Genomic DNA, 24,744 nt, shown 5'->3' on the forward strand with positions numbered 1-24,744 from the left:
CACTCGCCCTCAGTCGGAGCACAACATGACGAAAGAAAAGAAGAGCACCCCGAAATCTCCCGCCGCATCGGCCGCGAAGGTGCCCATCGTCTCATCCGCGCACCTTGCAGCGGGCAAGAGCGCGGAGCTGAGCGAATTCGAATTCGGCCTGATCATCGCGAGCAACGCATTCAACCGCTGGGCGGTACGCTGCATGTCGGCAGCCGGCATGAAGGACATGACGATCACCGACGTGCTGGTGCTGCATCACATCAACCACCGCGCGCGCGAGAAGAAGCTGGCGGATATCGCCTTTATCCTCAACATCGAGGATACGCACGTGGTGAATTACTCGCTGAAGAAACTGCTCGCGCTGGGGCTGGTACAGACCGAGCGGCGCGGCAAGGAGGTGCTGTACTCGACCAACGAGCGCGGCCGCGATCTGTGCAAGCGCTATTTCGAGATCCGCGAGCATGTGCTGGTCTCGACGCTCAGCCGCGACGCCGCTGAAAGCTTCGAACTTGCAGAACTGGCGCGCTTCCTGCGCATGCTGTCCGGCCTGTACGACCAGGCGGCACGTGCAGCGACTTCACTGTAGGGATTTCCTGCGCGCCGCGCACGCTACAGGTCGTGATGGCTGCTACTTCCACTGCTACTTCGACTGGTAACAGCGCAGCCCATCCAGGTCGAGGACGGTGACACCGCCATATTCGGCTTGCACCAGCCCTGCTTCGTCCAGCACCTTCAGTGCGCCGTTCACCCGCTGGCGCGACGCATTGCACAGATAACCCAGCTCTTCCTGCGAGATCTTCAGCTGCGGGCTGATGCCGGGGTTGATGTGCGGATTGAACAGGGCCGCGAGGCAGCGCGCGACGCGCGCGGTGGTGTCGAGCATGCGGTCAAACTCGACCAGCGAAATGAACATGCCGAGCCGCTCGTTGAGCAGCGTCATCACGAAGCGATTGAAACCAATGCTGTTGTCGAGCAGCGCATGGAAGGTGGCGCGCGGCATCAGCGCCAGCCGTGTGTCGCGCAGTGCGATCACGTCGTATTGGCGCGGGCTGGTCTTGAGCAGTGAGCCTTCGCCGAACCAGGCGCCGCCGAGCACGCCGGTAAAGGTGATGATCTTGCCTTCGGGAGAAACGCAGCTCATCTTCAGCAGGCCGTCCATCGTGCCGACCCAGTAATCCACCGGCTCGCCCTTGCGGCAGGCATAGCCGCCCGCCGGCACGAAGCGCTCGATGGTGTCCGCCTCGACGCGCTCCATCTGCGCGGGCGAGAGCGCTTGCGCCCAGGGAGACTGGCGAAGCATGTCGATCAGCGCGGGAGAGGAACTCATGTGGTGCAGTTGAAGCGGGAGTGGACACAGGCCGGATTGTGCCAATGAGATGGCGCGGACGCAATGTTGCATTGTCTTTCCCGGGGCCGCCCGCGTGTTTTTCGAATTGCTGGGATAATAAGTCCCCTTCCGGGAAGCCTCCCTTTCCTTTGTCGATTGAACAAGCTCTCATGCAAGCTGGAATACTTTACGCAGCCTGTGCCTACGCGATCTGGGGCGTGTTCCCGATCTACTTCAAGGCCATGCAATCCATCCCGCCGATCGAAATCCTGCTGCATCGCATGGCATGGTCGCTGGTGTTCGTCGTGATCGTGCTCGCATGGCGCAGGCAATGGGCCTGGCTTGCCGACGTGGTGCGGCGTCCGAAGGTGCTGGCCGGCTTTGCCGCCAGCGCGCTGGCGCTCTCGGCCAACTGGTTTACCTACATCTGGGCCGTCAATAACGGGCGCGTGGTCGATTCCAGTCTCGGCTATTTCATCAACCCTCTGTTCAGCGTGCTGATGGGTTACCTGGTCCTGCGCGAACGCCTGCGTCCGGTGCAGTGGATGGCCGTGGCGCTGGCCGCTTTCGGCGTGCTGTGGCTGACGTGGCATACGGCGCAATTGCCCTGGATCGCACTGGTGCTGGCGGCCACCTTCGGTCTGTACGGATTGCTGCGCAAGACGGCGCACCTGGGAGCGCTGGAGGGCTTTGCACTGGAAACCATGCTGCTCTTTCCGCTCGCTATCGGCAGCCTGCTGGTGCTGGCGACGCATCATGAGAACAGCTTCGCCGCTGCGCCGCTGTCGCAGCAGATCCTGCTGGCGTCGACCGGGCCGATCACGGCGATTCCCTTGCTGATGTTCGCCTATGGCGCGCGCCGCATCCCGCTCTCGCTGCTCGGCCTGCTGCAGTACATCGGGCCGACCCTGCAGTTGCTGATCGGCGTCTGGATCTATCATGAGCCCTTCGGCAGCGTGCGATTGACTGGCTTCGCCCTGATCTGGAGCGCGCTGGTGGTATACACGGCGGAAAGCTTGTGGCGCAACTGGAAGCTGAAGCAGGTCAGACCATGAGAAAAAAGGCCGGAAGCCCAGGAAGGCGTCCGGCCTTTTTACCGCAAGGGCGGGCTTAGAAGCGATAGCCGAAGCCCACGCCGACCAGCAGCGGATCAACCTTGACCGCGCTGACCTTCGCGCCGCTCGCCATCACGTCGCTGCGGATCTGGACTTTTTTCACGTCCACGTTGAACGACCAGTTGCGGTCGATCTTGAAATCCACGCCCGCTTGCAGCGCAAGGCCGACGCTGTCGTGCTCGAGCGTGGCTGCGCCATTGAGCAGGTTGACGCTGGAGAAGGTGGTGTAGTTGACGCCCGCGCCAACGTAAGGGCTTACTTTCGCGGCCGGCGTGAAGTGGTATTGCAGCGTCAGCGTCGGCGGCAGATGTTTCAGGGTGCCGATCTTGTTGCCGGAGAGGTAGACGTCATGCTTCTGCGGATAGGTCAGGATCAGTTCTGCCGCGATGTTCGGCGAGAAGAAATACGAAATGTCGACTTCCGGAATGGTCTTGTTGCTGACCGTGATGGCATCGCCCGGCAGATTGAGCGGACCGCCGGCATCGGACTTGTCGGCCGGGTCGATATAGACCGCGCGGGCGCGAACCTGCCACGGGCTTTGCTGTGCCATTGCCTGAGATGCAAGACCAAGAGCTGCAAGTGCAAGAATAACTGCGGATTTCTTCATTGAGATTTCCTTGAGGATGGTTGGTGAAAAGAACTGTTGCCGACTGTATTCCTGCCGTTCTTGAAAATCGTTGATCGAGATCAACCAATAACCATTCTCAAAGTAGGGAATTATTTCCGCTCAAGGGAAGCCGCAAGCATTTGTGCTACAGCCCCGCCCGCTCCCCCGATCGGTTATGCTTGCACACTCTTCTTTTCATCCGCTTCATCGCACAATTTCCTATGGCTCAATACGTGTACACCATGAACCGCGTGGGCAAGATCGTCCCGCCCAAGCGCCAGATCCTCAAGGACATCTCGCTGTCCTTCTTCCCGGGCGCCAAGATCGGCGTGCTCGGCCTGAACGGCTCCGGCAAATCGACGCTGCTCAAGATCATGGCCGGCATCGACAAGGAGATCGAGGGCGAAGCGGTGCCCATGCCGGGCCTGAACATCGGCTACCTGCCGCAGGAGCCGCAACTGGATCCGGAACACACGGTGCGCCAGGCGGTCGAGTCCGGCCTGGGCGAAGTGTTCGAAGCGCAGGCCAAGCTGGATGCCGTGTACGCCGCCTATGCCGAACCGGATGCGGATTTCGATGCGCTAGCCGCCGAGCAGGCGCGCCTGGAAGCGATCATCGCCGCCAGCGATGGCAACACGCTCAACCAGCAGCTTGAAATGGCCGCCGACGCGCTGCGCCTGCCGCCGTGGGATGCGAAGATCGGCGTGCTGTCCGGTGGCGAGAAGCGCCGCGTCGCCTTGTGCAAGCTGCTGCTGTCCAAGCCCGACATGCTGCTGCTCGACGAGCCGACCAACCACCTCGACGCCGAGTCGGTCGAATGGCTGGAGCAGTTCCTGCAGCGCTTCCCGGGCACCGTGGTCGGCATCACCCATGATCGCTACTTCCTCGACAATGCCGCCGAATGGATTCTCGAACTGGACCGCGGCCACGGCATTCCGTGGAAGGGCAACTACAGCTCCTGGCTGGAGCAGAAGGAAGCGCGCCTGAAGCAGGAAGAGGCACAGGAATCGGCGCGCCAGAAAACCATCCAGAAGGAACTGGAGTGGGTGCGCCAGAATCCGAAGGGCCGCCAGGCCAAGAGCAAGGCACGCCTGGCACGCTTCAACGAGCTCTCCGAATACGAATACCAGAAGCGCAACGAGACGCAGGAAATCTTCATTCCGGTCGCGGAGCGCCTCGGCAATGAAGTGATCGAATTCAAGAATGTGAGCAAGGCCTTCGGCGATCGCCTGCTGATCGACAACCTCAGCTTCAAGGTGCCCGCCGGTGCGATCGTCGGCATCATCGGTCCGAACGGCGCGGGCAAATCGACACTGTTCAGGATGATCGCGGGCAAGGAGCAGCCGGATGGCGGCGAAGTCGTGGTCGGCCCGACCGCGAAGGTCTCGCTGGTCGAGCAGTCGCGCGAAGACCTGAACAACAAGAAGTCCGTGTGGGAAGACGTGTCGAACGGCGCAGACCTGCTCACCGTCGGCCGTTTCGAAATGCCCTCGCGCGCCTACCTCGGCCGCTTCAACTTCAAGGGCGGCGACCAGCAGAAGATCGTCGGCAACCTGTCCGGCGGCGAGCGCGGGCGCTTGCACCTGGCCAAGACGCTGCTGCAGGGCGGCAACGTACTGCTGCTGGACGAACCGTCGAACGATCTCGACGTGGAAACCCTGCGCGCACTGGAAGACGCACTGCTGGAATTCGCCGGCAGCGTGCTGGTGATCTCGCACGACCGCTGGTTCCTCGACCGCATCGCCACGCACATCCTCGCCTTCGAGGGCGACTCGCAGGTGGTGTTCTTCGACGGTAACTACCAGGAATACGAAGCGGACAAGAAGAAACGCCTCGGCGAAGAAGGCGCGAAGCCGAAGCGCCTCCGCTACAAGCCGATCACGCGCTGATCGCACCACCGGCTGGCACGCTGCCGTGCCAGCCGCCTTCCAGTCCTTCCCCTTGCATGCCGCTCTCGCCGCCGGCGCGGCGCTTCCTGCTTGTCGCAACTCAACCCCATGCTGACGGCGTCTTTGGCCGGGCCCGGCCCGCTGCTATAGTGAAACTACCGGGAGGGCGGGAAGTGGACGGTACCGTGCTTTCCCGCGGAGATCCGCCATGAGAATCCTGTCGATATGTGTCGTGCTTGTCCTGCTCGCCGCTTGCGAGGGAATGGGCCCCATCAGCGGCATCAGCAATTCGGGCGAGCATGCGAGCGCCCCCGACAAGACGGGCATGGACAAGAGCAAAGACCAGGGCAAGGGTTTGCCCGGTTTCCCCTCGAACATCTATTTCGGAGACTGACGCGCGTCCGCGCGTACATTCCAGCCTCGTTATCCACCTGCCTGCAAGGCCTGAAACGCCGTTCTCCGCACGCCTCTGAGTTACATCAAAGCCCTGTGCATCGCATCATTTGGCGGTAGTGATTCGCAAAGCGGCCATCTATAGTGAACCCAGCACGACGCAATCGGGGAGGACCAATTTTCATTGGAGGCATGTCATGAAAGCCCTTCCAACCATACTGATCGTCATGTTGCTGGCCGGCTGCGCTGGAACGCCCATGCGGAGTTCGAGTGGAGCCAGTGCAAGCGGGATGAGCGGTGCCAGCAACGACCTGTACCAGTACCAGAGCCAGAGGCCAGGCGATCTCTATTTCGGTGATTGACCATCAATCCGGCTGCGCGGCGGGCCGGCCGTGACGCGAGCCCGTCGCGCTACTCAGCCCGCCGCGCTGCACGCGCTACATCTGCAGGCTTCAGAACTTCCGGTTGTACTGGACGCTCAGGATGTTCACATCGTTGTTGTAGTCGCCGGTCAGCGTGCCGCCGATTGGCGGCTCTGCCTTGCTGATCGGGGCGTCGCTGACGAAAAGATGCGCGTAGCCGAAATCCCAGCTGCTGAACCGGGATGGACTGAACTGCGCGCCGAGCGCCACCCAGCGCCTGTTCGCGTCGGGAATGCGCGGCGTACGGAATGCATTTACCACCGGCGACTGGTCGTAGGCGAGGCCGCCGCGCAGCTTCCATGCGTCGTTATAACGGTAGCTCAGGCCCACCGCGGCGCGCCAGGTATTGCGCCACTGCTCCGGCGTGACGCTGTCCGGTGCCCCGTTGTCGAAGCGGATGCGCAGTTCCTTGAAGCGGCTCCAGTGCATCCACGTCAGGTCGGCCATGGCGGCCCATTTTGTCGTCAGGTCGGCGTAGGTGCTCAGGCTGAGCGAGTCGGGCAGGGTCACGTCCGCCCGCACGCCGGTATTGGTAAACGTGGGCGAGACCGCGAGCGGCGCGGGCAGGCCGGTCGGCTGGGTGAAGCGCGCATCGCCGGACAGGTTGTGGCTGATCTTCGAGCGGTACGCCGCGCCGAAGCGCACGAACTCGTTCGGCGCATACATGGCGCCAAGGTTGAAGCCGTAGCCCCAGTCATTGCCTTTCACGGTCACCGCGCCGTCCTTTGCCTGCGGCAGGAAACCGATCGGCGCGCAGGTCGCAAGGCCGATACTGCCGGCGCAGACGCTGCCGAAATCGATCGCGCGCGAGAGCTCGACATTGACGTATTGCGCGCTCACGCCGGCACCGAGCGAGACGCTATCGTTGACCTGCCAGGCCAGCACCGGATTGATGTTGACCGTGCTGAGCTCCGACTTCAGCGCCTGGTAGCGACCGACCCAGCCGGCTTCGTATTCGGTCTTGAGGCCGAACGGCGCCTGCACGCCGATGCCGAAGCGCAGGCGCGGGCTGATGTCCATCGCGTAGTAGAGCGACGGAATCAATGCCCAACTGCCGGCATCGCCACCATTGCCTCCGGCCAAGGGCGTGCCGGCTGCCGATACCGATCCACGGTTGCTGAATTCCGCCGATGGGCGAATGCCGAATCCGGAGACCATGAACTGCCGCCCATGCAGGCGCGTCAGGCCGGCCGGGTTGTAGTAGGTCGTGCCGAGGTCCTCGGCCGCGGCGGCGCCGCCCGCATGCGCATTGCCAACGCTCGATGCGCTCATTTCATTGATAGAGAAGCCGCCCGCATCGGCCGCGCCGGTGGCGAGCAGTGAAATGGCACCAAGGACGGATGAAACAGACGCTGCCAGAGAGATGCGCAAACATGTCATGTCAATGCCTCCACTTTGCTGGCGTGTCGCCCGTGCACTGGCATGCATCACAGAGCCGGGACGCGCCTGGATTGAAACGGCAATCCTCTTGCACAAAACCGCCGCATTGCTTCGCATGGACAGGCCTCGCACTTGCCGTGGGGTGGCAAATGGAGAACGGCTCCAGCCGCGCGTTTTGTCAGAGGCTCGTGCGTGCAGGGCATGTCACCAATTGGCCCGGGAGATGCGTCATGCGGACGGACTGTTCGCATTCCTGGGACGATGGAAAACAGGCGTACGGCCCGCCACGCCAGTGTTGGGCAATTTGCGACTGCCGGGTCTGACTCCGATCAAGCATCAGGACCGCACCGCAGCAGGACGCAGGCGAGTGGGGCTTGCGATGCATCGCAAGGTTTTTCTGCATCGCACCGGCAAGCAGCGCCACGCGGCCGAAATGATTTTCGCTTCGCTACAGTTCGCCGAGCATGCGGTTCGCCAGGACTTTCGCTTCCTCGATCGCGCCTTGTGGCGAATCGAAGACATCGACCGTTCGATGCACGACCTGCTCGGATTGCGGCCCTTCTTCATGAAGGAGCAGGACGAGGCCCTGGAATTTTCCGCTTGCCAATTCATCCACCTGAATGTCCGCCCGCCACTTTCCCTTGTGATAACTCACCGTCTCCATGGTCATCTCCTGAAACCGATACCGAGTGAATGACAGCATAGGCAGCACTCGCACGACGGTAAAGGTCTGTCGATCTGCCGGCTGTGAAAGGTGCGAAAGGTGCACAGCGTTGATCAGCATTCACGCGCTTGCGCAATACGCCATGCTGCATATGGCCGCGCTTGATGCCGTGCGGCACCATAGCGCATCATCCCCAAACCCTGTGAACATTGCATGCCGTACATCGCAAAGGAAAATCGCTTCATGTTGCGCCAGGTGGTTGGTGCAATCGCGCTCGCCGTTTCCTGCGCAAGCCTTGTCCCCACCAGCTCGGCAGCGTCTCCTCTTCCTACGGCGCCGCGCGTGTCTGTGCCGGATGCGGGCGAGCTGATCAACGAAACGGGACGCCTTCGCATGCTGGCCGAGCGCATGGGCAAGGCTTATGCGCAGCTTGCGCTGAAGCTCATGCCCGACAAGGCGCGCGAGCAGCTCATCGATTCGCAGAAACGCTTCGAGGAAAACATTGCGCTGATCGGCCGCGGCGCCACCAAGCCGATTACCAGGGCGGGGCTCGATACGATTGTGGCAAGCTACCGCTCTTATGCCGAAGCCCTCGCCTTGCCGCCGACAAAGGCGAACGTGGCGGCCGCCCATCGTCTGACTGAGAAACTGGTTGGCGAAGCGGAGAACCTGGCTGCCGCCTTCGAGGGGCATGCGCAGGTGCCGGCGGCGCGGATCGTGAACATTTCGGGGCGGCAACGCATGCTGTCGCAGCGGATGGCGCGCCTGTATTTCGCCGCCGCGCTGGGTAACGGCAAGGGCGACGTCGAGCAATCCCGGGTGGAGTTCAGGAACAGGCTCATCACGCTCGAAACCTCGCCGCTGACCACGCCGGAGATTCGCCGTGAAATCGACCTGGCAAAAACGCAATGGCTGTTCTTCGAGCAGGCGCTGCTCGGCAACGGCGACCCGGCAGGCAACCTGAAAAATGTGGCAACAGCCAACGAACGCCTGCTCGAAACCATGGACAAGCTCACCTCGCTTTACAGCAAGGACCTGCACATCATCCTTGGCAGCCGGCCGTCGGCTGTGGTCGGCGGTTAACTTACTCTTCCATCCCGTTCAATGCCTCGATGTCGGCGATCGCGAGGCGCAGCATCAGGTCGGGCGTTGCCTCGTGCGGCGCCATGCCTGTGGCCATCGCATCGGGGAAGGCTTTCTTCATCTCGCCGTCGCGATGGATGAAATATTCCCCTTGATCGTACTCAATGTTGTAGGTGTAACGTTTTCCCGTGCGGCGGGTATATTCATAGACTGGCATGTGTTCCCCCATATGAAGCCTTGGTTTTCTGCCCTGCCTTTCCAGCTTAGCACCACATGCGGAACGGGAATGCGGAATGCATCAAGGCCCTATTGCGAATAACGGGAGGCCGCGATGGCAATGGAGATGATAGGCGACTATGAAATCGAGTATTCCGGCATCCACCTCGCCGACGTCGAGGGCTGGGGCGCGTATGTGACGATCTTCGGCCCCTCCACCAACCCGATGCACCGCAACGAGGTGTTTCCACACCAGCGGGTTGCGGTCGAGACGGTGTTCCGCACCGAACAGGAAGCCGAACAGGAAGCGCACAAGATTGCGCTGACGATGCTGAAGCGCTAGTGAACCGTTACGCCGCGATGTGACGGTTCACGCATTCACTAATCCACCACGCCCTGCTCGCGCAACCATTCAAACAGTTTCTGCAAGTTGGGCTGGTTGATGGAAATCGAATTCGATATCAGCTCGCCGTCCGACACTTCTTCCTTGATCTGGATATCGACCATCGAATCGCTGCCGGGATGCAAGGTAACGACCAGTTGTTCTCTGTCCACCGCAGTCGTGTTCCGAATCACTGCCTGACCTGAATCGGACGCGTGGAATGTCGATTGCATATCCTTCTCCTTGGATGTTCACCTGTGTCGTTGCTGGTCAGTCTTTGGCCGTTTCAAGAACAGATTAGCCCTTTTTGCCGCAATTGCCAGAGCCGTTCCCGGCGGGATCATTGCACGCGAACCGCGCCGGCCATGAGAGGCAAGCGCGGGACAAGCACGGGACAAGCGCGAGGCGAATGCGAAGCATCTTTGCGCCACGTCAGGCTGCCCGCACTGCCCGCCACGGGACTCAGGCGCGCCGCCTATAGTGATACCTCGTTTGACGCACCACGGAGTCATGAAATGAAAGCATTGATGATCGCAGTCATGCTCGGCCTGCTGTCGGCCTGTTCCGGCATGAATATGCATCCCGGTTCGAGCGGCAGCACGGGAGCGGCGAGCTCGCAATCCGGGAACGGTGGCGCCGATTACTACCAGCGCGACGACGGTACCCACACCTGGATTCACTAGCCCGGTTCAGCTCCTCTCCTTGCGCACCATCAGGAAGAAGTGCGCCTTGATGCCGAACACGCGCTTGTGTCCGACATCGTGTTCCGGTTTGCCGGGCAGCAGGCTGGCAAACTTGTAAAGCGCTGCGGAGTCCACCAGGTTGAGCGTGGCCGCCCCGGCGGACTTGCCCTTGCCGGTCCACGCCAGCGCGCGCCGCCACCACGTGCGCGGCAGCCAGTGCAGGAATGGTCTGCGCGTGTTGAACTCGATGGGGTGACGCCGGTTGGAGGTGGTCACGAACAATCCCTTGCCGCACACCCTGCCCAGCTCCTGCACCAGCGCGAACTGCTTTTCGAAGTCGCCGACGCGTTCGATCACTTCATTGCACACCACCCAGTCGAACTGGCTGTCGGCGAATGGCAGGCGCATGTCGCCGGGCTGCTGGCGCCGAGCGCCGGCGGGCGCGCCGAGATGGTACGAGGTGATGCCGGCGCGCTGCTGCGGCGTGCTCCACGCAAGCACGTAATCAAACCTGCCGGCGAGCGGGTCTGCCGGCTGGCCGGCATGGTCAGGGACGATGCCCACGTTCAGCACGCTTCCGTTGCTGTCGCCTTGCTTGAATGCCATGAAAGCATCGAACAGCTTGCGCCGCTGCGTCGAGAGAATCTTGTCAATGTAGCCGCCAGCCGGTGCCGCGCCGTAATCCGCGTCGATCGCGTTCTTCAATTTTCTCCCCCTCGGGATTTGTGCCTGTGATTATTATTCAACGCACCTGCACGCCAGGGGTTTGCGCGAACACAACTTTTATGTCGAACAAGGCTTCATTGCCTGTTCCATTAGCGCGGATATTTTTATGGGAAGGAACATTGTCCTGTGGAAGCGGTCAATCCGTTTTTGCGAGGCAATGTATATGGGCAAGATACAAGTCGGCGACATGGTGGCATTCCGGCGCGAGGTGGTCATCCGCTGCAACTCGCGCGGCATCGCGGATTTTCGCGGCACGGTTACCGACGTTTGCGATGGCTGGCTGTTCCTGCGCGAAGGCTGCGGCCGCATCCGTGTCATGCCGGCAAGCAGCATGTGCAAGGTGGCGCGCAACGGTGTCGTGCTTGAGCTCGTCTGAGCCAGATCAGCCTTGCTTGTCGCAGGTCAAGGAATTCCGCTATGGCGATCCCGTATGCCAGGCCGCGGTATAACAAAAAGAGGTAGTCTTTTTTCATCAGGTTTGTCATGACTTGCAGACATGGGACCGATGAAAATCAGCGCATGCGACGAGTGCATCAAACGGGCATCCTTCGACGCGAACCAGTGCCAGCAGTGCCCGCTGTTCCTGTTGCTCGGAACGGAAAGCCGGGAGGCGAATCCGCTGCCGGATGTGGAGTCGGTCGGGAAGCTGCGCCCGCTGCTGATCCTCGGCATCAGCGTCGTCAGCGCCGGCATCTGCGCGGCCATGTTCGACCTTGCCCTGGTTGCCGGCACCCTGGTCACCTTCGGTATTGGCACCTGCCTTGCCGACTGTCTCATCAACCACTAGCGCGCGAGTCCCGGGTATAGCTTCGACGCCAGCCCCAGCAGCACGACAAACACCAGCAGCATCACGCCGAAGCTCAAGGCAGGCGGATAGACGCTCCTGCCACCAATGATCATCACGCCACGCAGCGCATCCACCAGGTAGGTCAGCGGATTGAACGCGGCGATGGCTTTGAGCCATGACGGCATCAGGTCCAGCGGATAGATCGCATTCGACGCGAAGAACAAAGGCATGGTCAGCACCTGACCGATGCCCATGAAGCGCTCACGCGTCTTGACGATGCAGGCAATGACCAGCGAGAAGGTCGAGAAGATGCAGGAGCCGACGAAGACGGCGGCGGCCATGGTGAGGATCGGCATCAGCTCCCAGCGCACCGCGACCCGCAAGGCAATCGCCACCACATAGACCACGGCTGCCTGCACCAGCCCGCGCAGGCCCGCTGCCAATGCCTTGCCAAACACCAGCGCGCTGCGATGTGCCGGCGTGACCAGCAGCTTGTGGACGATGCCGAGGTCGCGCTCCCAGATGATGGCGATGCCGTAGAAGATGGCGCTGAAGAGGATGCTCTGGGCGAGGATGCCGGGCGCCATGTAATCCAGGTAGCGCAGATTCCCCGTCGGAATGCCGCGCACCTGGCTGAAGACCTGGCCAAAGACGGCCAGCCACAGCACCGGCTGCACGGCGCGCGAGAACAGTTCCGTCGGATCGCGCATCAGCTTGTGGATTTCAGCGCTGGCGATGGCGCCGCTCTGGTAGAGGAAATCGAACATGGCTCACCCCAGCCGGCGGATGGTGCCACGGCTTTCGCGCACGTCGCGGTAATTGCCGCCGTAGTCGAGCACCGCGCCGCTGAAATGGACGAACACGTCGTCCAGCGTGGCCTCGGGACCCACCTGCACCTTGAGTTCCGCAGGTTTGCCGATGACCGCCAGCCGCCCCTGGTGCAGGATGGCCAGTTCGTCACACAGCACGTCGGCCTCTTCCATGTCGTGCGTGGTGATCAGGATGGTCGTTCCCCTTTCTCCGCGCAGTTGCTGCAATCGCTCCCAGACGGTGCGCCTGGCGACCGGGTCGAGGCCGATGGTCGGCTCGTCGAGAAACAGCACTTCCGGCATGTGCAGTGTGGCCTGCGCGATCTCGAGGCGGCGGATCATGCCGCCGGAGTAGGTGCGGACCAGCTTGCCGGCAGCCTCGCGCAGGCCGGAGAACGCGATGGCCTCGTCGATGCGCGTCTCACGCGACGCGCCGCGCAAGCCGTAAAGGCTGGCTGACAGGCGCAGGTTCTCAACACCGGTCAGCGCCCCGTCCGCGGACAGCATCTGCGGCACGTAGCCGATATGCCGCCGCACCTGCAACGGCTCTTTCGCGACATCGTAACCGGCCACGGTGGCAGAACCCGAGCTCGCATCGAGCAGCGTGGTGAGGATCTTGATGGTGGTGCTCTTGCCGGCGCCGTTCGGGCCGAGCAGGCCGAAGATCAGGCCGCTCGCCACGCCAAGCGTCAGCCCTTCCAGCGCCGTGAAGCCGTTGAAATGCTTGCACAGGTCGGTGGTGGCGATGGCGACTTGTTTGCTGTGGTTCATGTCGTTTCTTTCATTGCTGCAGCCGATGTGAGACGCAACAAGGTGAGTTCGGGTTCGGTGCCGAAGCGCACCGGCGGCCCCCAGGTTCCGGTGCCTGCATTGACGTACACCCACATCCTGCCCAGCCGCGACAGCCCGGACACGTGCGGCGCATGTGCCATGCGCACCGCGAGCGTCCAGGGGAAGAATTGCCCGGCATGGGTATGGCCGGAGAGCTGCAGGTCAAAACCGGCTTCCTGCGCGCGCGGCGCCAGCGAGGGGTTATGCGCCAGCAGGATGCGCACGGCGGGCCCCGCCTCTGGCGCAGCAGCCAGGTCCGGTCGCGGCCCCTGCCCCGGCTCACCCAGACCCAGGGCCGGATCGACCACGCCACCGAGCACCAGCCTGCCGCCGTCGCGCTCGAACAGCAGATGTTCGTTGAGCAGCACGCGCATGCCCAGCGTTTGGAAATGGATGATCCACTGCCCCGCGCCGGAGTAGCAGTCATGGTTGCCGAGGATGAAGACGACGCACTCGCGCGCCTGCAGCAGGGACAGCGGCGCCACATGCGGCGCGAGACGGCTCACCGGCCCGTCCACGATGTCGCCCGTCAGCACGACCAGATCCGCGTCCAGGGCATTGCTCATCTCGACCACGCGCCGCACGTAGCGCGCGCCGATCGTCGGCCCGACGTGCAGGTCACTGATCTGCACGATGCGCAAGCCCTCGAATGCCGGAGGCAGACCGGCGAGCGGAATGTCCACGCGCCGCAGGCGCGGCCCGCGAAAGGCGGCCAGCAGGCCAATCGCCAGCGCGCCGAACGAAGCGGCGAATACGATCTTCGGGCCGACATGATCGAGCAGAGCCAACAGCCGGTCCGCCCCGGCTGCCCATGCGATGCCGAGCAGCGCGTCGCATGCCAGCGTGAACAGGACCAGAAAATTCAGCCAGCCCATGCACAGGTAACTGACGGCATGCAGCAGCTCGTCGGCCTTCGTCGCGCTTTCACGCTCGCCCACCCAGTAGACCGCCGGCACCAGCCACACCATGAAGAATGGCAGCGCCAGCGCCCAGCGCGCCGATGGGCTCGAGGCCAGGCGCCATGCAACGTACGCATAGCCCGCCGCCAGGATGGCGCTTAGGGTCAGCAGGAAGGGATTCAGGATGCGTCGCATGCCGGTTGCGGCGCGGCGGAACCACGCTTGGAAATGATGCCGAGCACGCTGCCCGCCATCAGGGCAGTCACGTCGACCAAAATTCCGGGCAGGGCGACGCCGCCGGGCGAGGCGAGATACAGGGGCCGCCAGACCGGATTGAACTTTGCCTTGTAGCGACGCAGGCCATTGAAATTGTAGAAGTGTTCGCCATGCCGGTAGATCAGGGTGCCGACGTGGCGCCAGATGGGCGACTGGCGCTGCCCGGCCAGCCCAGACAGCGGCGCCATGCCGAGGTTGAACCAGCGATAGCCTTGCGCGTGACCCCACAGCATCAGTTCGCAGAACAGGAAATCCATGGTGCCGTTCGGCGCTTCCGGGACATGGCGCATGAGATCGACCGACAGCTCCTCGTTGTCCGCGCCGAGCCACAGGTTGGCGAAGGCGACGATGTCATCCCCGCAGCGCACGACGGCGAGCGGAAACTGCCCGAGGTAGGCGGCATCGAAGGATGCATTTGAAAATCCTTTCTCCTGCGTCGCCTTGCCGGCCAGCCAGGCATCGGAGACTTGCCGCAGTTTCGGCAGCATGGCGGCCACCTCCTCGCGTGGAACGATGGCGAAACTGCAGCCTTGCCGCAGCACGCGCGAGCGGGCCTGGCGCAAGCTCTTGCGCGCGGGAGTGTCGATGCTGAAGTCGGCCAGCGCGACGCGCGCTTCCTCGCCGAGCGGCGTGAGCGCCAATCCGAGTTCGGCATACTCGGCGCGCCATGTCGCGCTCGCTTCAAAGAACACGCAATGTCCGTCGAAGCGGTCGCAGAGATCATGGAACTGCCACAGCAATTCCCGCGCGCCCTCCTCCGCGCCGACCGGATCTCCCATCGCGATCCAGCTGCGGCCCTTTCGCCCATACATCAGGAAGGCATCTTCCGCCTCGCTGAGCAGCACCGCCTTGTCGCCGCGCAGCACGAGGTTCGCATACGTTGCGGGTGATTGTTGGGCGATGGCACGCGCGTGGTCCATGTCGGCCGCTCCTGGCGAACGGGGTGGAGGCCGCATCGGCCGCAAGAGCCGATATAAAGCGAACAGGCAGATCAGCACCGCCGCGCCAACGATCGCGCGCAGCGAGCGCGATGCCTCCGCCTTCAGCGCGAAAGCCCACCACGGCTGATCGGCGTACGGCGCGTGCCGGTAGGCGAAGGCCACCAGCCAGGAAGAGGCGAGCATCACGATGGCAGTGGCCGCCACCCATGCGCCCGTGAACGGCTCGCCCAGCAGCGACGACTTGCGATAGAACTGCCGCCGCAGGGACAGCAGCACGATGCAGGCGATGCCAAGCACGCTCGCCTCCTCGAAATCCCAGCCCTTGGCCAGCGACAGCACGGCGGCTGCGCCAAGCAGGAGCACGGCAAGATGCCACGCCGCATCGAGCCTGCGCTGCAGCGCATGCGCAAGCAGCAGCAAGGCGGCTCCTGCCAGGCTGGCAACGAAGTGGGATGCTTCGATCAGCGGCAGGCCGAGGATGTGATGCACGATGTCCAGGCGTCCCGTTGCGGCCGGCACCGAACCGGAGAACAGCAGCAATGCGCCGGCCACGAAAACGGTTGCCGCAAGAATCTGCGGCGCGACCGCGACGAACAGGCGCGAACCTTTCCCGATCATGCCCCGCAGCTGCGGGAACGCGCCGGCCCTGGTGCGAACTGCCACCAGCGCCACGGCGACAAGCAGGGGCGCGATGAAATAGACCATGCGGAACATCAGCAGCGCGCCGGCGAGATCCGCCGCTGCAACGCGCCGCCCGAGCAGGAGCACGACCGCGGATTCGAACACGCCCAGCCCGCCCGGCACCAGGCTGACATTGCCGGCGACCAGCGCAATGAGAAAGACCGCCAGGCAATCGGCATAACCGATATTCGCGGCGTGCGGCAGCAGCGACTGGAACACCGCCGCCATCAGGCACAGGTCGAAGGACGCGACGACGACCTGGCCGAAGGTCAGCGGAAGCGGCGGCAATGCGAAGCGACGGTGCGCGGGCATCAGCTTGCCGTGTCCGGCGACAAGGATGAGATAGATGGCAAGCAAGGCAAGGAAGATGGCTCCGACCGGCCTTGTCGTCGCGCCGTCCCATTGCAGCGCCACCGGCAAGGCGACTGGAAAGAATGCAAACACGACGCCGCCAACGAAAAGGAAGCCCAGCCAGAAGCCGATGCTGCAGAACAGGACCACCCGGGCGACTTCCGCCGCCGTCAGGCCGGCCGATGTGTAGATCCAGTAGCGCACCGCCGCGCCGGTGATCAGCGTATTGCCGAAATTGTTGCCAAGCGCATTGGCAATGAATGCTGCCGATGCGGTGGATGGCATCGTGAGCCGGCGACCGACGAAGCGCAGGGCGAACAGGTCGTAGCCCGTCATCACCGCGTAGCCAGCCGCCGTGAAGCAAGCGGCCCGCGCCAGCGCCGATGCCGGGAGCGCGGCCAGCGCGGCCTTAAGTTCCTGATAAGACTGGGCGAGCAGCCAGTCATGCAAGACCACCAGCGCCAGCCCGAAGACGGCGATGCCGATGAAGGGGCCGATTCTATGCACTAGCCGGGGTGCGCTGGCGAGCATAAGGAGTCAGTATCGCGCTTGCCCTGCGGCGCGCGCCTTGTCTGGGTGGCTGCTGTCGCGTTCGGGCGTATGGAAACCTGCCCTCTTGGCATTGTGCAATGGCGCAGCGGATGGGTAATTGACCGCGCTCAGACATGCCGAAGGCTGTGTGTTGCAGCGATGTGTTGCCGGAGTGCTCATGTGTGCAATCTTTCCGGATAGCCATTTGCAGCCATCAAGCGCCCCGCTAAAATTGCTTCCGTTCAGCAAGCCTGCTGCAAGGCAACGCACTCATTCAACAGCGCAGTCGACGGAAGATGATGGAACAGGTATTGAGCGCTCTCTACGGCGCATCGGGCATTGCGGCGACGGCCTTGTACCTGCCACAGATCCTGAAGTATCACCGCGACCGTGAAGCGCGCTTGTCCATTTCGCTCCTTGCCTGGAGCGGGTGGATTGCCATTGCTGCCATCAGCGTGCTGTACGCCCTCGTTGTCGCGAGAAACCCGCTGTTTGCCATGGTTGCCGGGATGAATATCGCCGCACAGCTTGTGGTGCTGTCCTACGGCATTGCCTCGCGCGTGCGCCGACGTGGATAACAATATCGCTACATCGCTTTCCCGCAACATTCCTCCATCAGAGCGCAGGCAGTTTGCGTTTTCTTAAGACCGTTACATTCCCGATGCGTTATTGATGCAGATCGTCGGCCGCAGTCCGCCACGCCGGCAAGTTTTCTGCACGGGATCGTTTCATGAAATGGGCTGTTGTTTCCCTCTACCTGCTGTCGGTGCTCCACATTCATTTCCGCGGAAGGGTGCGCCTTCCGCTCATGCGCCAGATCTTCGACCATTCGTCATTCATGGCGCCCATCAACCTGTTCATGCACCTGTTCTCGCGCGCGCCCACGACGCCCTATCTGTCACCACGCGAATTCACCGAGCTGGCGCAGCTCGACCGCAACTGGGAAACGATCCGTACCGAAGCGCTGAACCTGCTCGCGCTGCAGAAGATCAAGGCGGCGGAAAAGAATGACGATGCCGGATTCAATTCCTTCTTCAAGTACGGCTGGAAGCGCTTCTACCTGAAATGGTATGACGCCAGCCATCCCTCGGCCGAGCGCCTGTGCCCGAAGACGGTGGCGCTGCTGCGCGGGATTCCGTCAGTGAAGGCGGCCATGTTCGCCGAACTGCCGCCCGGCGCAAAACTCAACATGCATCGTGACCCGTTCGCCGGATCGCTGCGCTACCACCTCGGCCTCGTGACGCCGAACAAGGACTCCTGCTTCATCGAAGTCGATGGCCAGCGCTATAGCTGGCGCGATGGCGAAAGCGTATTGTTCGACGAGACCTACATCCACTGGGCGAAGAACGACAGCGACAGCAACCGCATCATCCTGTTCTGCGATGTCGAACGGCCCATGCGCTACCGCTGGGCACAGGCCGTGAACCGCTTTCTCGGCCGCACCATGATGACCGCTGCCAGCTCGCCCAACGAGAACGGCGACCAGCTCGGCGGCGTGAACAAACTGTTTCGCTTCGTCTGGCTGGCGGGTCAATACCGCCGCCGCTTCAAGTCCTGGAACAGGCACGCCTATTACGCCACCAAGATCATGCTGATCGTGTCCGCCGCGGCCTTGATCGTTGTTGTTTAGCCTCGCCCCCGAGCGGCTGAGCGGTCGTGCAATAATTCTTGTCCACGGAAAACACGAAAAGCACAGAAAATTTCATTGGTTCATCCGTTTTCTGTGTTTTCCGTGTTTTCCGTGGACAAACAAATTGCGTCGCCCACAGCGACACCGCGCAAAGACAAACCCGGCAAAATTATCTGAACGATCCAGGAGAACAAGACTTGAACAAACGTGAATTCCTTGCCGCAGCGCTGGCTTCGGGCACGCTTCCTTCGCTGGCACACGCTGCGACATCTGCCACGCCCTTGCACGGCCCCACACTGCTGACAGTGACCGGTGCCATCGGCAAGGGCAACCGCGGCGCGCTCGATCCGGCGCTCGACCAGATGATGAAGAAGCAGGGTGTCCAGTTCGACAGGGCGCAGGCATTCGACTACGCCGCGCTCACCACCTTGCCTGCCGTTGACATCAGGCCGACGCTGGAATACGACGCGAAGCCGCATGCCTTGCGCGGCCCCTTGCTCACGGAAGTGCTGAAGGCAAGCGGCGCTGCCATCGGCGACGGCACGAAACTGGTGCTGCGCGCCATCGACGGTTATGCGGTATCGCTGCCGCTGGCCGATGCGCGCGAACGGCGCTTCATCGTCGCCACGCATCTCGACGGAAAGCCCATGCCGCTCGGCGGTCTTGGCCCCTTGTGGGCTGTGTACGACGCCGACCGATTTCCCGACATGGCAGCGAAGCCGGTCAACGAACGTTTCGGCCTGTGCCCCTGGGGGCTGTATCACATCGACGTGCGATAGCAGCCTTTCAAGGCTTCAGCACCACCTTGATGCAGTCATCCTGCTTGTTGCAGAACATCTCATATGCAAGCGGCGCATCGTCGAGCGCCATGCGGTGCGTGATCACAAAGCTCGGATCGAATTCGCCATTGCGGATGCGTTCCAGCAGAGGCTGCATGTAGCGATGGACGTGCGTCTGGCCGGTCCTGATGGTCAGCGAGCGGTTCATCACCGCACCGAACGGGACCTTGTCGAGGAAGCCACCGTACACGCCGGCGATCGATACCACGCCGCCATTGCGGCAGGACATCAGCGCTTCGCGCAAGGCCACCGGGCGATCGGTCTGCGCGGCCATCGCCTGCTTGACGCGGTCGTACGCGCCCATGATGCCCATGCCGTGCGCTTCCATGCCGACCGCATCGATGCATGCATCCGGCCCGCGCCCGCCGGTCAGGTCCTTCAATGCATCCGACACATCGACCTCTTCATAATTGAGCGCAATCGCCTTCGATTTTTCCCAGGCCATGCGCAGGCGCTCCGGGAAGCGGTCGATCGCGATCACGCGCTCGGCGCCGAGCAGGTAGGCGCTCTGGATGGCGAACTGGCCGACCGGCCCGCAGCCCCAGATCGCCACCGTACTGCCAGGCTTGATATCGCAGTTCTCCGCCGCCATGTAGCCGGTCGGCAGAATGTCCGACAGGAACAGCACCTGCTCGTCGCTCAGGCCGTCCGGCACCTTCAGGTGGCCGACGTCAGCGAACGGCACGCGCACGTACTCGGCTTGCCCGCCCGCATAGCCGCCGGTCAGGTGCGAATAGCCGAAGATGCCGGCCGGCGAGTGGCCCCACATCTTTTCCGCCATCCAGGCATTGGGATTCGAGTTCTCGCACACCGAGTAGAGTTCCTGCTGGCAGAAGAAGCAGCTGCCGCAGGCGATGGGGAACGGCACCACGATACGGTCGCCGACCTTCAGGTTCGACACGGCATCCCCGACATCGACCACTTCACCCATGAATTCATGCCCTAGGATGTCGCCCTTCTCCATCGCCGGCACGAAGCCGTCGTACAGGTGCAGGTCGGAGCCACAGATGGCGGTCGAGGTCACCTTCACGATGGCATCGCGCGGATTGAGGATCTCGGGATCGGGAACATTCTCGATGCGCACATCCTTTTTGCCGTACCAGCAGTTCGCTCTCATCCTGCCTCTCCTCTTCTCAGAAGCCGCTCAACCACGCCGCGCGTGCCGGAAGGCTGGCCGATGGTGGTCGGGATCTCGCCGGTTTCGATCAGCCACTTGAAGCGCCGCAGGTCTTCGTCGATCTGCTGCGACGGTTCCTCGCCGAACAGCTTCGCGATCAGTGCGCCGGCCTTGCCGCCGGGCGGGCTGTAGTGCAATTCGACGCGCACGATGGTGCCACGCATGCCGGGCGCGTTTTCGAAGCGGACGGAACCGAAGTTCTCGACATCCGATCCTTCGATCGAGCGCCATGCGAGATAGCGGTTCGGCTCGTCGGCGGTCAGCTCCGCATTCCATTCGATGTCGAGGCCGGCCGGCCCTTTCGCCACCCAGTGCATGCGGTTCTCGCCGCTGATGCGCACCGATTCGACATGCTTCATGAAGCGCGGGAAGTTTTCGAAATCATGCCAGAAGCGATAGCAGTCTTCGGGAGCGCGGTTGATGATCAGGCTCTTCTCCACGTGCAGCTCGCTGCTCTCCGGGCTGCTCACCGCCATGCGCTGGTTCTGGATGCCCGACAGGACATCCAGCGCGGTGATGCCGGCCACTGCGGCGGTAGCGAGCGTCACGCGGCGGCGTTGCGCCTGCGCGGAACGCCCGGCCAGTGCGAGCAGCGCGAGATCGATCGCGTCGCCCGCCACGCGTGCCCATATCCATCCCGACTGGCGCGGGCGCGCCAGGATGCCGACACCGCTGGCGATCTCGCGCACGCCCACCATGCGCATGGTGCGTGGACGCTCGCCCACGCCGGCCGCCTGCGACACGCCACGCGGCGCGAGCAGCTGCGCGACGCCAAGGCCGATGCTGAACCAGCCAAGCAGCTTCGCCAGATGCTCCGCGCGTGCTGCGTCTTCTGTGCGGTAGGCCGTATCCCACGAAGGAGGTCGGACCTGCCGGGGGACTTCAGGAGAGCCGGCGTGCGGCAGGTGCGGCAACTCGCGTAACGCGCCACCCGCTACAGCCGGGCTTGCGACCTCGTCTTGCATCATGGTTTGCCTCCGTTGCGCTGGCCGCACGGGAAAATGTGCGGCGAGAAAACCAAAGGGAACTGGTTAGTCCGGGTTTTCGGGAACCGAGTTCCCGCGCAGGGATGGAGGCGGCGACGCAAGCTGCCGCCGGGAACGGCGACGTCTTGCCGGATGGAGAGAACTGTTTCAGGACCGGGCTTCGCGGTTCGCCAGGTAATCCTTCTGGAAGATGCACATGCGGTAGGCGTCGCGATAGATGCCGTTGACGAAGAATTCGCCGGTCAGCTCGCCTTCGGTGACGAAGCCGCATTTCTCGTAGATGTGGATCGCCTTCACGTTTTCCTTGTCGACCAGCAGGTACAGCTTGTAGAGGTTCAGCACGCAGAACGCATACTCCACCGCCATCTGCGTCGCCCGTTCCGCATAGCCCTTGCCCTGCCATGACGGCGCGATGATGATCTGGAATTCCGCGCGCCGATGGATGTAGTTGATCTCCACCAGCTCCACCAGCCCGACCAGTTCTTCCGTGTGGTTCTCGATGATGAAACGCCGCTCGCTCTGGTCATGGATGTGACGGTCATACAGCTGCACCAGCTCGACATAGGCTTCGTACGGCTCTTCGAACCAGTAGCGCATGATGTTGCTGTTGTTGTTGATCTGGTGGACGAAGTGCAGGTCATTGCGCTCCAGCGGACGGAGCTTGATGTTGGGTTGGGATAGGGTAGTCATGCGGGTTCCCGATTGACGATAAGGCGACGGCGGCGATCGCGATGCGGCGCACAAGAGCAGGTCTTGTTGTCTATGCTGCTGCGTGCAGGAAAACTTGTCCAGAGAAGCGCGGCACGACGTGGCGCGGATGCGACTGCGGCATGCATCCGCAGGCGCTTATTCCTCTTCCTTCTTGTCCTTGCTGATGGTCGTCGCGACCTGCTCGAAGGTTTCCCAGGGCAGTTCAGTCACTTCCGGCCTGGGGATGTGGCGGTAGTGTTCCAGCCCTTCGTTGATGTAGTCATCGGACAGCTCGTCCGCCTTCTTTTCTTCGCCAGGCGCCGGATCGGCCACGGTTTCGGCCTCGTTGGCGGGCGCAGTGCTCTCCGATGCGGCAACGGCCTGGACGGCATCCTTGATCGGGAATCGCCAGTAGATCTTGTCGAGTTCCAGGTCGCAGGCCTTGCGCACATGCTCGCGCACTGTCATTTCGATGATGTGCGACAGGCGGAAACGCTTCATCGGCTCGGACTCGACTACCGCGGTAAAACCCGCACCGCTGCGATAGCAGTCGGCGGCGACCTCAACGCCGGTGCGGCGGAAATAATCGATGATGGTCGCCCTGATGGCCAGGATGTCCCGCTGCTGCCGGCGCGCCTTGACCCTGTTGGCAATGAGATAACCCAGCACTGCCAGGATGACGGCTGCCAGCAAGACGGCAAGCATCAGGGTGACGGCATCGGCATCGAATGACATTCTTGTTTTACCTCACTGGCATGGGCAGTTGATACGGCTTGATCCGGGATCATATCATCCTGCGCAGCAATGTGACCCGGTTTCATGCCTTGCTGACAACACGAATCCTGGACCCATCGCAACGCCTGCTCAACTGGACTTTGCCAGCAGTGTGAAATGTTCGACCATGGGCGGCGCCGCGAAATAGGGCCCGACGATGGCGCGCCATTCCTGGAATGCCGGCGACTCACGGAAATCCACAGTGTGGTTTTCCAGCGTCTCCCAGAAAATCATGAGTGCATAGCGCTCCGGTGATTCGATGCCCTTGTTGATTTTATAACCGCAAAAACCTTTTGCTTTCGAGATCACCTGCTCGACTCCGCGCTGGATGGCGACGTCGAATTCGGCTTGCTTGCCGGGCTGGATGCGGATGTCGGCGAGTTCGAGGATCATTTGCTTTCCATTCGTTGTAGTGAAGACACGACTGGATTATTGCATCTTCCGCCACCCGCTGCCGGCTGAAAACTTTTCACCTTGCCCGCCGCGCTTTCGCGTGGTTTCCGGTGCGCTTTCCAGCATGTTTCTTTCGCGGCGCTTCCGTTTCGCCCTCCTTCAACCGCAGCTGCAGCAAGGCAAGCACCGCCGCCTCTTCCGGGCGCATGGTGTGCATATCATGCGTCAGTTCCTCCTGCGCCCGCTCCTGCAGCGCATGCAGCATGGTGCCGTCGAGATAAGAGTCGATGATCGCCGGATGGACATAGCACTTGCGGCAGATGGAAGGCGTGTTGCCGAGCTTTTCCGCGACCGTCTCGATGGCGCGCACCACGTTCTTGCGCGCCTGCGCCTCGGAATCGACCTTTTCATATTCCTGCAGCGCGAGCGCGGCCAGCAGCGTACCGGCCCAGGTGCGGAAATCCTTCGCGCTGTAGTCTTCGCCGGTCAGTGCGCGCAGGTAGTCGTTGACGTCGGCCGAGCCGACGCTGTGCACCTGGCCCTCGTCATCCACGTACTGGAACAGTTCCTGCCCGGGCAAATCGCGCACGCGCCGGATGATGCGCGCGAGGCGCGGATCGTCGACCTTGATCGCATGCTGTACGCCGCTCTTGCCGCGGAAATGGAATTCGACCTCGCTGCCGTCGATGCGCACGTGGCGATCGCGCAGCGTGGTCAGGCCGAAGGATTTGTTGTGCCGGGCATATTCCTCATTGCCGACCCGCATCATGGTCGCTTCGAGCAGATGCACGATAGTCGCCAGCACCTTTTCGCGCGGCAGGCCGGGTCGCTTGAGGTCCTCGTCGACCTGTCTGCGGATCGCCGGCAAGGCCTTGCCGAAGCTGAGCATGCGCTCGTATTTCGCCTCGTCGCGCACATTGCGCCAGCGCGCATGGTAGCGATACTGCTTGCGCCGTTTCGCGTCGCGCCCGGTCGCCTGGATGTGCCCGTTCTCCCACGGACAGATCCACACGTCCGTCCAGGCGGGCGGGATCGCGAGCGCCTTGATGCGCGCCAGCGTCGCCTCATCGCGAATGGTCTCGCCATCCGGTCCGGTATAGCGGAAGCCGCCGTTCGCCGCGCGGCGCGCGATGCCCGGCAGGTTGTCGTCGACATGGCGCAGGCCGGCCACCTTGCTGGCAATGAGGGGATCGTGTGCGGCCGGCAACGCGCCGGTAGGCTTGGCCATGCTCTGGTCAGGTCTGGTCGGAAACAGTCATTCGTCGAATGTA

At 62.6% G+C, this 24,744-nt stretch carries 30 protein-coding genes; 13 read left to right on the forward strand and 17 right to left on the reverse strand.

Annotated elements, in window-relative coordinates; all coding sequences use genetic code 11:
• The first annotated feature begins 25 nt into the window (after positions 1 to 25).
• Positions 26 to 577: a winged helix DNA-binding protein gene (locus tag VJ698_RS11560; protein WP_324102909.1), complete on the forward strand. Its 552-nt coding sequence runs from the start codon at positions 26 to 28 to the stop codon at positions 575 to 577.
• A gap of 54 nt (positions 578 to 631) precedes the next feature.
• Here VJ698_RS11560 and VJ698_RS11565 read toward each other — a convergent pair whose 3' ends face one another.
• Positions 632 to 1,318 carry a Crp/Fnr family transcriptional regulator gene (locus tag VJ698_RS11565; RefSeq protein WP_324102910.1) on the reverse strand — a complete coding sequence of 229 codons (687 nt, stop codon included), beginning with the start codon at positions 1,316 to 1,318 and terminating at the stop codon, positions 632 to 634.
• A 170-nt stretch (positions 1,319 to 1,488) separates the two neighbouring features.
• Between VJ698_RS11565 and rarD the strand changes: the two genes are divergently transcribed.
• Positions 1,489 to 2,373, forward strand: coding sequence for an EamA family transporter RarD (rarD, locus tag VJ698_RS11570; protein WP_324102911.1), 885 nt, complete (start codon positions 1,489 to 1,491; stop codon positions 2,371 to 2,373).
• A gap of 55 nt (positions 2,374 to 2,428) precedes the next feature.
• Here the strand turns inward: rarD and VJ698_RS11575 are convergent, their stop codons facing one another.
• The gene (locus VJ698_RS11575) at positions 2,429 to 3,040 is read right to left on the reverse strand and encodes an OmpW/AlkL family protein (RefSeq protein ID WP_324102912.1); all 612 of its coding nucleotides are present in this window, start codon (positions 3,038 to 3,040) and stop codon (positions 2,429 to 2,431) included.
• A gap of 221 nt (positions 3,041 to 3,261) precedes the next feature.
• Here VJ698_RS11575 and ettA point away from each other — a divergent pair, with 221 nt between their 5' ends.
• The 3 genes from ettA to VJ698_RS11590 all read left to right on the forward strand — a co-directional run bounded on the left by ettA (position 3,262) and on the right by VJ698_RS11590 (position 5,684).
• A complete protein-coding gene (gene ettA, locus VJ698_RS11580) occupies positions 3,262 to 4,929 on the forward strand; it encodes an energy-dependent translational throttle protein EttA (protein ID WP_324102913.1) in 1,668 nt (555 codons plus the stop codon).
• 208 nt (positions 4,930 to 5,137) lie between these two features.
• The gene (locus VJ698_RS11585) at positions 5,138 to 5,323 is read left to right on the forward strand and encodes a hypothetical protein (protein WP_324102914.1); all 186 of its coding nucleotides are present in this window, start codon (positions 5,138 to 5,140) and stop codon (positions 5,321 to 5,323) included.
• A 196-nt stretch (positions 5,324 to 5,519) separates the two neighbouring features.
• Positions 5,520 to 5,684, forward strand: a complete 165-nt coding sequence (locus VJ698_RS11590; RefSeq protein ID WP_324102915.1) for a hypothetical protein — start codon at positions 5,520 to 5,522, stop codon at positions 5,682 to 5,684.
• Between the two features lie 90 nt (positions 5,685 to 5,774).
• Here the strand turns inward: VJ698_RS11590 and VJ698_RS11595 are convergent, their stop codons facing one another.
• Entirely contained in the window at positions 5,775 to 7,124 is a 1,350-nt protein-coding gene (locus VJ698_RS11595) for an OmpP1/FadL family transporter (protein WP_324102916.1), read from the reverse strand.
• Between the two features lie 448 nt (positions 7,125 to 7,572).
• On the reverse strand, positions 7,573 to 7,788 hold the full coding sequence (locus VJ698_RS11600; protein WP_324102917.1) for a hypothetical protein: 216 nt from the start codon (positions 7,786 to 7,788) through the stop codon (positions 7,573 to 7,575).
• 213 nt (positions 7,789 to 8,001) lie between these two features.
• Here VJ698_RS11600 and VJ698_RS11605 point away from each other — a divergent pair, with 213 nt between their 5' ends.
• Positions 8,002 to 8,871 carry a type IV pili methyl-accepting chemotaxis transducer N-terminal domain-containing protein gene (locus tag VJ698_RS11605; RefSeq protein ID WP_324102918.1) on the forward strand — a complete coding sequence of 290 codons (870 nt, stop codon included), beginning with the start codon at positions 8,002 to 8,004 and terminating at the stop codon, positions 8,869 to 8,871.
• Position 8,872: 1 nt separating this feature from the next.
• Here VJ698_RS11605 and VJ698_RS11610 read toward each other — a convergent pair whose 3' ends face one another.
• A complete protein-coding gene (locus VJ698_RS11610; RefSeq protein WP_324102919.1) occupies positions 8,873 to 9,088 on the reverse strand; it encodes a hypothetical protein in 216 nt (71 codons plus the stop codon).
• Positions 9,089 to 9,202: 114 nt separating this feature from the next.
• Between VJ698_RS11610 and VJ698_RS11615 the strand changes: the two genes are divergently transcribed.
• A complete protein-coding gene (locus tag VJ698_RS11615) occupies positions 9,203 to 9,430 on the forward strand; it encodes a hypothetical protein (RefSeq protein ID WP_324102920.1) in 228 nt (75 codons plus the stop codon).
• 38 nt (positions 9,431 to 9,468) lie between these two features.
• Here VJ698_RS11615 and VJ698_RS11620 read toward each other — a convergent pair whose 3' ends face one another.
• Positions 9,469 to 9,702: a hypothetical protein gene (locus tag VJ698_RS11620; protein WP_324102921.1), complete on the reverse strand. Its 234-nt coding sequence runs from the start codon at positions 9,700 to 9,702 to the stop codon at positions 9,469 to 9,471.
• 282 nt (positions 9,703 to 9,984) lie between these two features.
• On the opposite strand from VJ698_RS11620, the gene VJ698_RS11625 reads away from it, so the two are divergent.
• On the forward strand, positions 9,985 to 10,152 hold the full coding sequence (locus VJ698_RS11625) for a hypothetical protein (RefSeq protein ID WP_324102922.1): 168 nt from the start codon (positions 9,985 to 9,987) through the stop codon (positions 10,150 to 10,152).
• A gap of 6 nt (positions 10,153 to 10,158) precedes the next feature.
• Here VJ698_RS11625 and VJ698_RS11630 read toward each other — a convergent pair whose 3' ends face one another.
• Entirely contained in the window at positions 10,159 to 10,857 is a 699-nt protein-coding gene (locus VJ698_RS11630) for a class I SAM-dependent methyltransferase (protein WP_324102923.1), read from the reverse strand.
• A 184-nt stretch (positions 10,858 to 11,041) separates the two neighbouring features.
• On the opposite strand from VJ698_RS11630, the gene VJ698_RS11635 reads away from it, so the two are divergent.
• Together VJ698_RS11635 and VJ698_RS11640 are read left to right on the forward strand one after the other, a co-directional pair.
• Positions 11,042 to 11,254, forward strand: coding sequence for a hypothetical protein (locus VJ698_RS11635; RefSeq protein ID WP_324102924.1), 213 nt, complete (start codon positions 11,042 to 11,044; stop codon positions 11,252 to 11,254).
• A 120-nt stretch (positions 11,255 to 11,374) separates the two neighbouring features.
• The gene (locus tag VJ698_RS11640; RefSeq protein ID WP_324102925.1) at positions 11,375 to 11,665 is read left to right on the forward strand and encodes a hypothetical protein; all 291 of its coding nucleotides are present in this window, start codon (positions 11,375 to 11,377) and stop codon (positions 11,663 to 11,665) included.
• Here VJ698_RS11640 and VJ698_RS11645 read toward each other — a convergent pair.
• Genes VJ698_RS11645 through mprF form a run of 4 tightly spaced genes read right to left on the reverse strand, consistent with a single transcriptional unit; the run spans position 11,662 to position 16,984 of the window.
• Complete coding sequence (locus VJ698_RS11645) at positions 11,662 to 12,432, reverse strand: ABC transporter permease (protein WP_324102926.1); 771 nt, start codon at positions 12,430 to 12,432, stop codon at positions 11,662 to 11,664. The genes VJ698_RS11640 and VJ698_RS11645 overlap by 4 nt on opposite strands.
• A 3-nt stretch (positions 12,433 to 12,435) precedes the next feature.
• Complete coding sequence (locus VJ698_RS11650) at positions 12,436 to 13,245, reverse strand: ATP-binding cassette domain-containing protein (protein WP_324102927.1); 810 nt, start codon at positions 13,243 to 13,245, stop codon at positions 12,436 to 12,438.
• Positions 13,242 to 14,399, reverse strand: coding sequence for a metallophosphoesterase (locus VJ698_RS11655; RefSeq protein ID WP_324102928.1), 1,158 nt, complete (start codon positions 14,397 to 14,399; stop codon positions 13,242 to 13,244). Before VJ698_RS11655 ends, VJ698_RS11650 begins: the two co-directional genes overlap by 4 nt.
• Positions 14,384 to 16,984, reverse strand: a complete 2,601-nt coding sequence (gene mprF, locus VJ698_RS11660; RefSeq protein WP_324102929.1) for a bifunctional lysylphosphatidylglycerol flippase/synthetase MprF — start codon at positions 16,982 to 16,984, stop codon at positions 14,384 to 14,386. The genes VJ698_RS11655 and mprF overlap by 16 nt, the downstream gene beginning before the upstream one ends.
• A gap of 311 nt (positions 16,985 to 17,295) precedes the next feature.
• On the opposite strand from mprF, the gene VJ698_RS11665 reads away from it, so the two are divergent.
• The 3 genes from VJ698_RS11665 to VJ698_RS11675 all read left to right on the forward strand — a co-directional run bounded on the left by VJ698_RS11665 (position 17,296) and on the right by VJ698_RS11675 (position 19,393).
• Positions 17,296 to 17,562 (forward strand): hypothetical protein, encoded by a 267-nt coding sequence (locus VJ698_RS11665; protein ID WP_324102930.1) that lies wholly within the window; start codon positions 17,296 to 17,298, stop codon positions 17,560 to 17,562.
• Positions 17,563 to 17,714: 152 nt separating this feature from the next.
• The gene (gene lpxO, locus VJ698_RS11670; protein WP_324102931.1) at positions 17,715 to 18,614 is read left to right on the forward strand and encodes a lipid A hydroxylase LpxO; all 900 of its coding nucleotides are present in this window, start codon (positions 17,715 to 17,717) and stop codon (positions 18,612 to 18,614) included.
• Between the two features lie 197 nt (positions 18,615 to 18,811).
• Complete coding sequence (locus tag VJ698_RS11675; RefSeq protein ID WP_324102932.1) at positions 18,812 to 19,393, forward strand: molybdopterin-dependent oxidoreductase; 582 nt, start codon at positions 18,812 to 18,814, stop codon at positions 19,391 to 19,393.
• Positions 19,394 to 19,400: 7 nt separating this feature from the next.
• Here VJ698_RS11675 and VJ698_RS11680 read toward each other — a convergent pair whose 3' ends face one another.
• The 6 genes from VJ698_RS11680 to VJ698_RS11705 form a co-directional block, all read right to left on the reverse strand.
• A complete protein-coding gene (locus VJ698_RS11680) occupies positions 19,401 to 20,570 on the reverse strand; it encodes a zinc-dependent alcohol dehydrogenase (RefSeq protein ID WP_324102933.1) in 1,170 nt (389 codons plus the stop codon).
• Complete coding sequence (locus VJ698_RS11685) at positions 20,567 to 21,598, reverse strand: SRPBCC family protein (protein ID WP_324102934.1); 1,032 nt, start codon at positions 21,596 to 21,598, stop codon at positions 20,567 to 20,569. The genes VJ698_RS11680 and VJ698_RS11685 overlap by 4 nt, the downstream gene beginning before the upstream one ends.
• Positions 21,599 to 21,763: 165 nt before the next feature.
• A complete protein-coding gene (gene speG, locus VJ698_RS11690; protein WP_324102935.1) occupies positions 21,764 to 22,306 on the reverse strand; it encodes a spermidine N1-acetyltransferase in 543 nt (180 codons plus the stop codon).
• Between the two features lie 156 nt (positions 22,307 to 22,462).
• Positions 22,463 to 23,041 carry a hypothetical protein gene (locus VJ698_RS11695; protein ID WP_324102936.1) on the reverse strand — a complete coding sequence of 193 codons (579 nt, stop codon included), beginning with the start codon at positions 23,039 to 23,041 and terminating at the stop codon, positions 22,463 to 22,465.
• Positions 23,042 to 23,170: 129 nt separating this feature from the next.
• Positions 23,171 to 23,473: an antibiotic biosynthesis monooxygenase family protein gene (locus VJ698_RS11700; protein ID WP_324102937.1), complete on the reverse strand. Its 303-nt coding sequence runs from the start codon at positions 23,471 to 23,473 to the stop codon at positions 23,171 to 23,173.
• A 76-nt stretch (positions 23,474 to 23,549) separates the two neighbouring features.
• On the reverse strand, positions 23,550 to 24,701 hold the full coding sequence (locus VJ698_RS11705) for a DNA topoisomerase IB (RefSeq protein WP_324102938.1): 1,152 nt from the start codon (positions 24,699 to 24,701) through the stop codon (positions 23,550 to 23,552).
• Between the last annotated feature and the right edge of the window lie 43 nt (positions 24,702 to 24,744).

Source organism: Noviherbaspirillum sp., from assembly GCF_035254685.1.
Taxonomy (GTDB): Bacteria; Pseudomonadota; Gammaproteobacteria; order Burkholderiales; family Burkholderiaceae_D; genus Noviherbaspirillum.

What these genes read in the sequence shown, in the direction of transcription:
- speG (WP_324102935.1), bottom strand. Translation starts at nt 22,306, where the DNA reads ATGACTACCCTATCCCAACCCAACATCAAGCTCCGTCCGCTGGAGCGC.
- VJ698_RS11655 (WP_324102928.1), bottom strand. Translation starts at nt 14,399, where the DNA reads ATGCGACGCATCCTGAATCCCTTCCTGCTGACCCTAAGCGCCATCCTG.
- VJ698_RS11695 (WP_324102936.1), bottom strand. Translation starts at nt 23,041, where the DNA reads ATGTCATTCGATGCCGATGCCGTCACCCTGATGCTTGCCGTCTTGCTG.
- VJ698_RS11605 (WP_324102918.1), top strand. Translation starts at nt 8,002, where the DNA reads ATGCCGTACATCGCAAAGGAAAATCGCTTCATGTTGCGCCAGGTGGTT.
- ettA (WP_324102913.1), top strand. Translation starts at nt 3,262, where the DNA reads ATGGCTCAATACGTGTACACCATGAACCGCGTGGGCAAGATCGTCCCG.
- VJ698_RS11625 (WP_324102922.1), top strand. Translation starts at nt 9,985, where the DNA reads ATGAAAGCATTGATGATCGCAGTCATGCTCGGCCTGCTGTCGGCCTGT.
- VJ698_RS11645 (WP_324102926.1), bottom strand. Translation starts at nt 12,432, where the DNA reads ATGTTCGATTTCCTCTACCAGAGCGGCGCCATCGCCAGCGCTGAAATC.
- mprF (WP_324102929.1), bottom strand. Translation starts at nt 16,984, where the DNA reads ATGCTCGCCAGCGCACCCCGGCTAGTGCATAGAATCGGCCCCTTCATC.
- VJ698_RS11705 (WP_324102938.1), bottom strand. Translation starts at nt 24,701, where the DNA reads ATGGCCAAGCCTACCGGCGCGTTGCCGGCCGCACACGATCCCCTCATT.
- VJ698_RS11640 (WP_324102925.1), top strand. Translation starts at nt 11,375, where the DNA reads ATGGGACCGATGAAAATCAGCGCATGCGACGAGTGCATCAAACGGGCA.
- VJ698_RS11615 (WP_324102920.1), top strand. Translation starts at nt 9,203, where the DNA reads ATGGCAATGGAGATGATAGGCGACTATGAAATCGAGTATTCCGGCATC.
- VJ698_RS11590 (WP_324102915.1), top strand. Translation starts at nt 5,520, where the DNA reads ATGAAAGCCCTTCCAACCATACTGATCGTCATGTTGCTGGCCGGCTGC.
- VJ698_RS11560 (WP_324102909.1), top strand. Translation starts at nt 26, where the DNA reads ATGACGAAAGAAAAGAAGAGCACCCCGAAATCTCCCGCCGCATCGGCC.
- VJ698_RS11585 (WP_324102914.1), top strand. Translation starts at nt 5,138, where the DNA reads ATGAGAATCCTGTCGATATGTGTCGTGCTTGTCCTGCTCGCCGCTTGC.
- VJ698_RS11610 (WP_324102919.1), bottom strand. Translation starts at nt 9,088, where the DNA reads ATGCCAGTCTATGAATATACCCGCCGCACGGGAAAACGTTACACCTAC.
- VJ698_RS11620 (WP_324102921.1), bottom strand. Translation starts at nt 9,702, where the DNA reads ATGCAATCGACATTCCACGCGTCCGATTCAGGTCAGGCAGTGATTCGG.
- VJ698_RS11700 (WP_324102937.1), bottom strand. Translation starts at nt 23,473, where the DNA reads ATGATCCTCGAACTCGCCGACATCCGCATCCAGCCCGGCAAGCAAGCC.
- VJ698_RS11635 (WP_324102924.1), top strand. Translation starts at nt 11,042, where the DNA reads ATGGGCAAGATACAAGTCGGCGACATGGTGGCATTCCGGCGCGAGGTG.
- VJ698_RS11685 (WP_324102934.1), bottom strand. Translation starts at nt 21,598, where the DNA reads ATGATGCAAGACGAGGTCGCAAGCCCGGCTGTAGCGGGTGGCGCGTTA.
- VJ698_RS11680 (WP_324102933.1), bottom strand. Translation starts at nt 20,570, where the DNA reads ATGAGAGCGAACTGCTGGTACGGCAAAAAGGATGTGCGCATCGAGAAT.
- VJ698_RS11595 (WP_324102916.1), bottom strand. Translation starts at nt 7,124, where the DNA reads ATGACATGTTTGCGCATCTCTCTGGCAGCGTCTGTTTCATCCGTCCTT.
- VJ698_RS11600 (WP_324102917.1), bottom strand. Translation starts at nt 7,788, where the DNA reads ATGGAGACGGTGAGTTATCACAAGGGAAAGTGGCGGGCGGACATTCAG.
- VJ698_RS11565 (WP_324102910.1), bottom strand. Translation starts at nt 1,318, where the DNA reads ATGAGTTCCTCTCCCGCGCTGATCGACATGCTTCGCCAGTCTCCCTGG.
- lpxO (WP_324102931.1), top strand. Translation starts at nt 17,715, where the DNA reads ATGAAATGGGCTGTTGTTTCCCTCTACCTGCTGTCGGTGCTCCACATT.
- rarD (WP_324102911.1), top strand. Translation starts at nt 1,489, where the DNA reads ATGCAAGCTGGAATACTTTACGCAGCCTGTGCCTACGCGATCTGGGGC.
- VJ698_RS11650 (WP_324102927.1), bottom strand. Translation starts at nt 13,245, where the DNA reads ATGAACCACAGCAAACAAGTCGCCATCGCCACCACCGACCTGTGCAAG.
- VJ698_RS11575 (WP_324102912.1), bottom strand. Translation starts at nt 3,040, where the DNA reads ATGAAGAAATCCGCAGTTATTCTTGCACTTGCAGCTCTTGGTCTTGCA.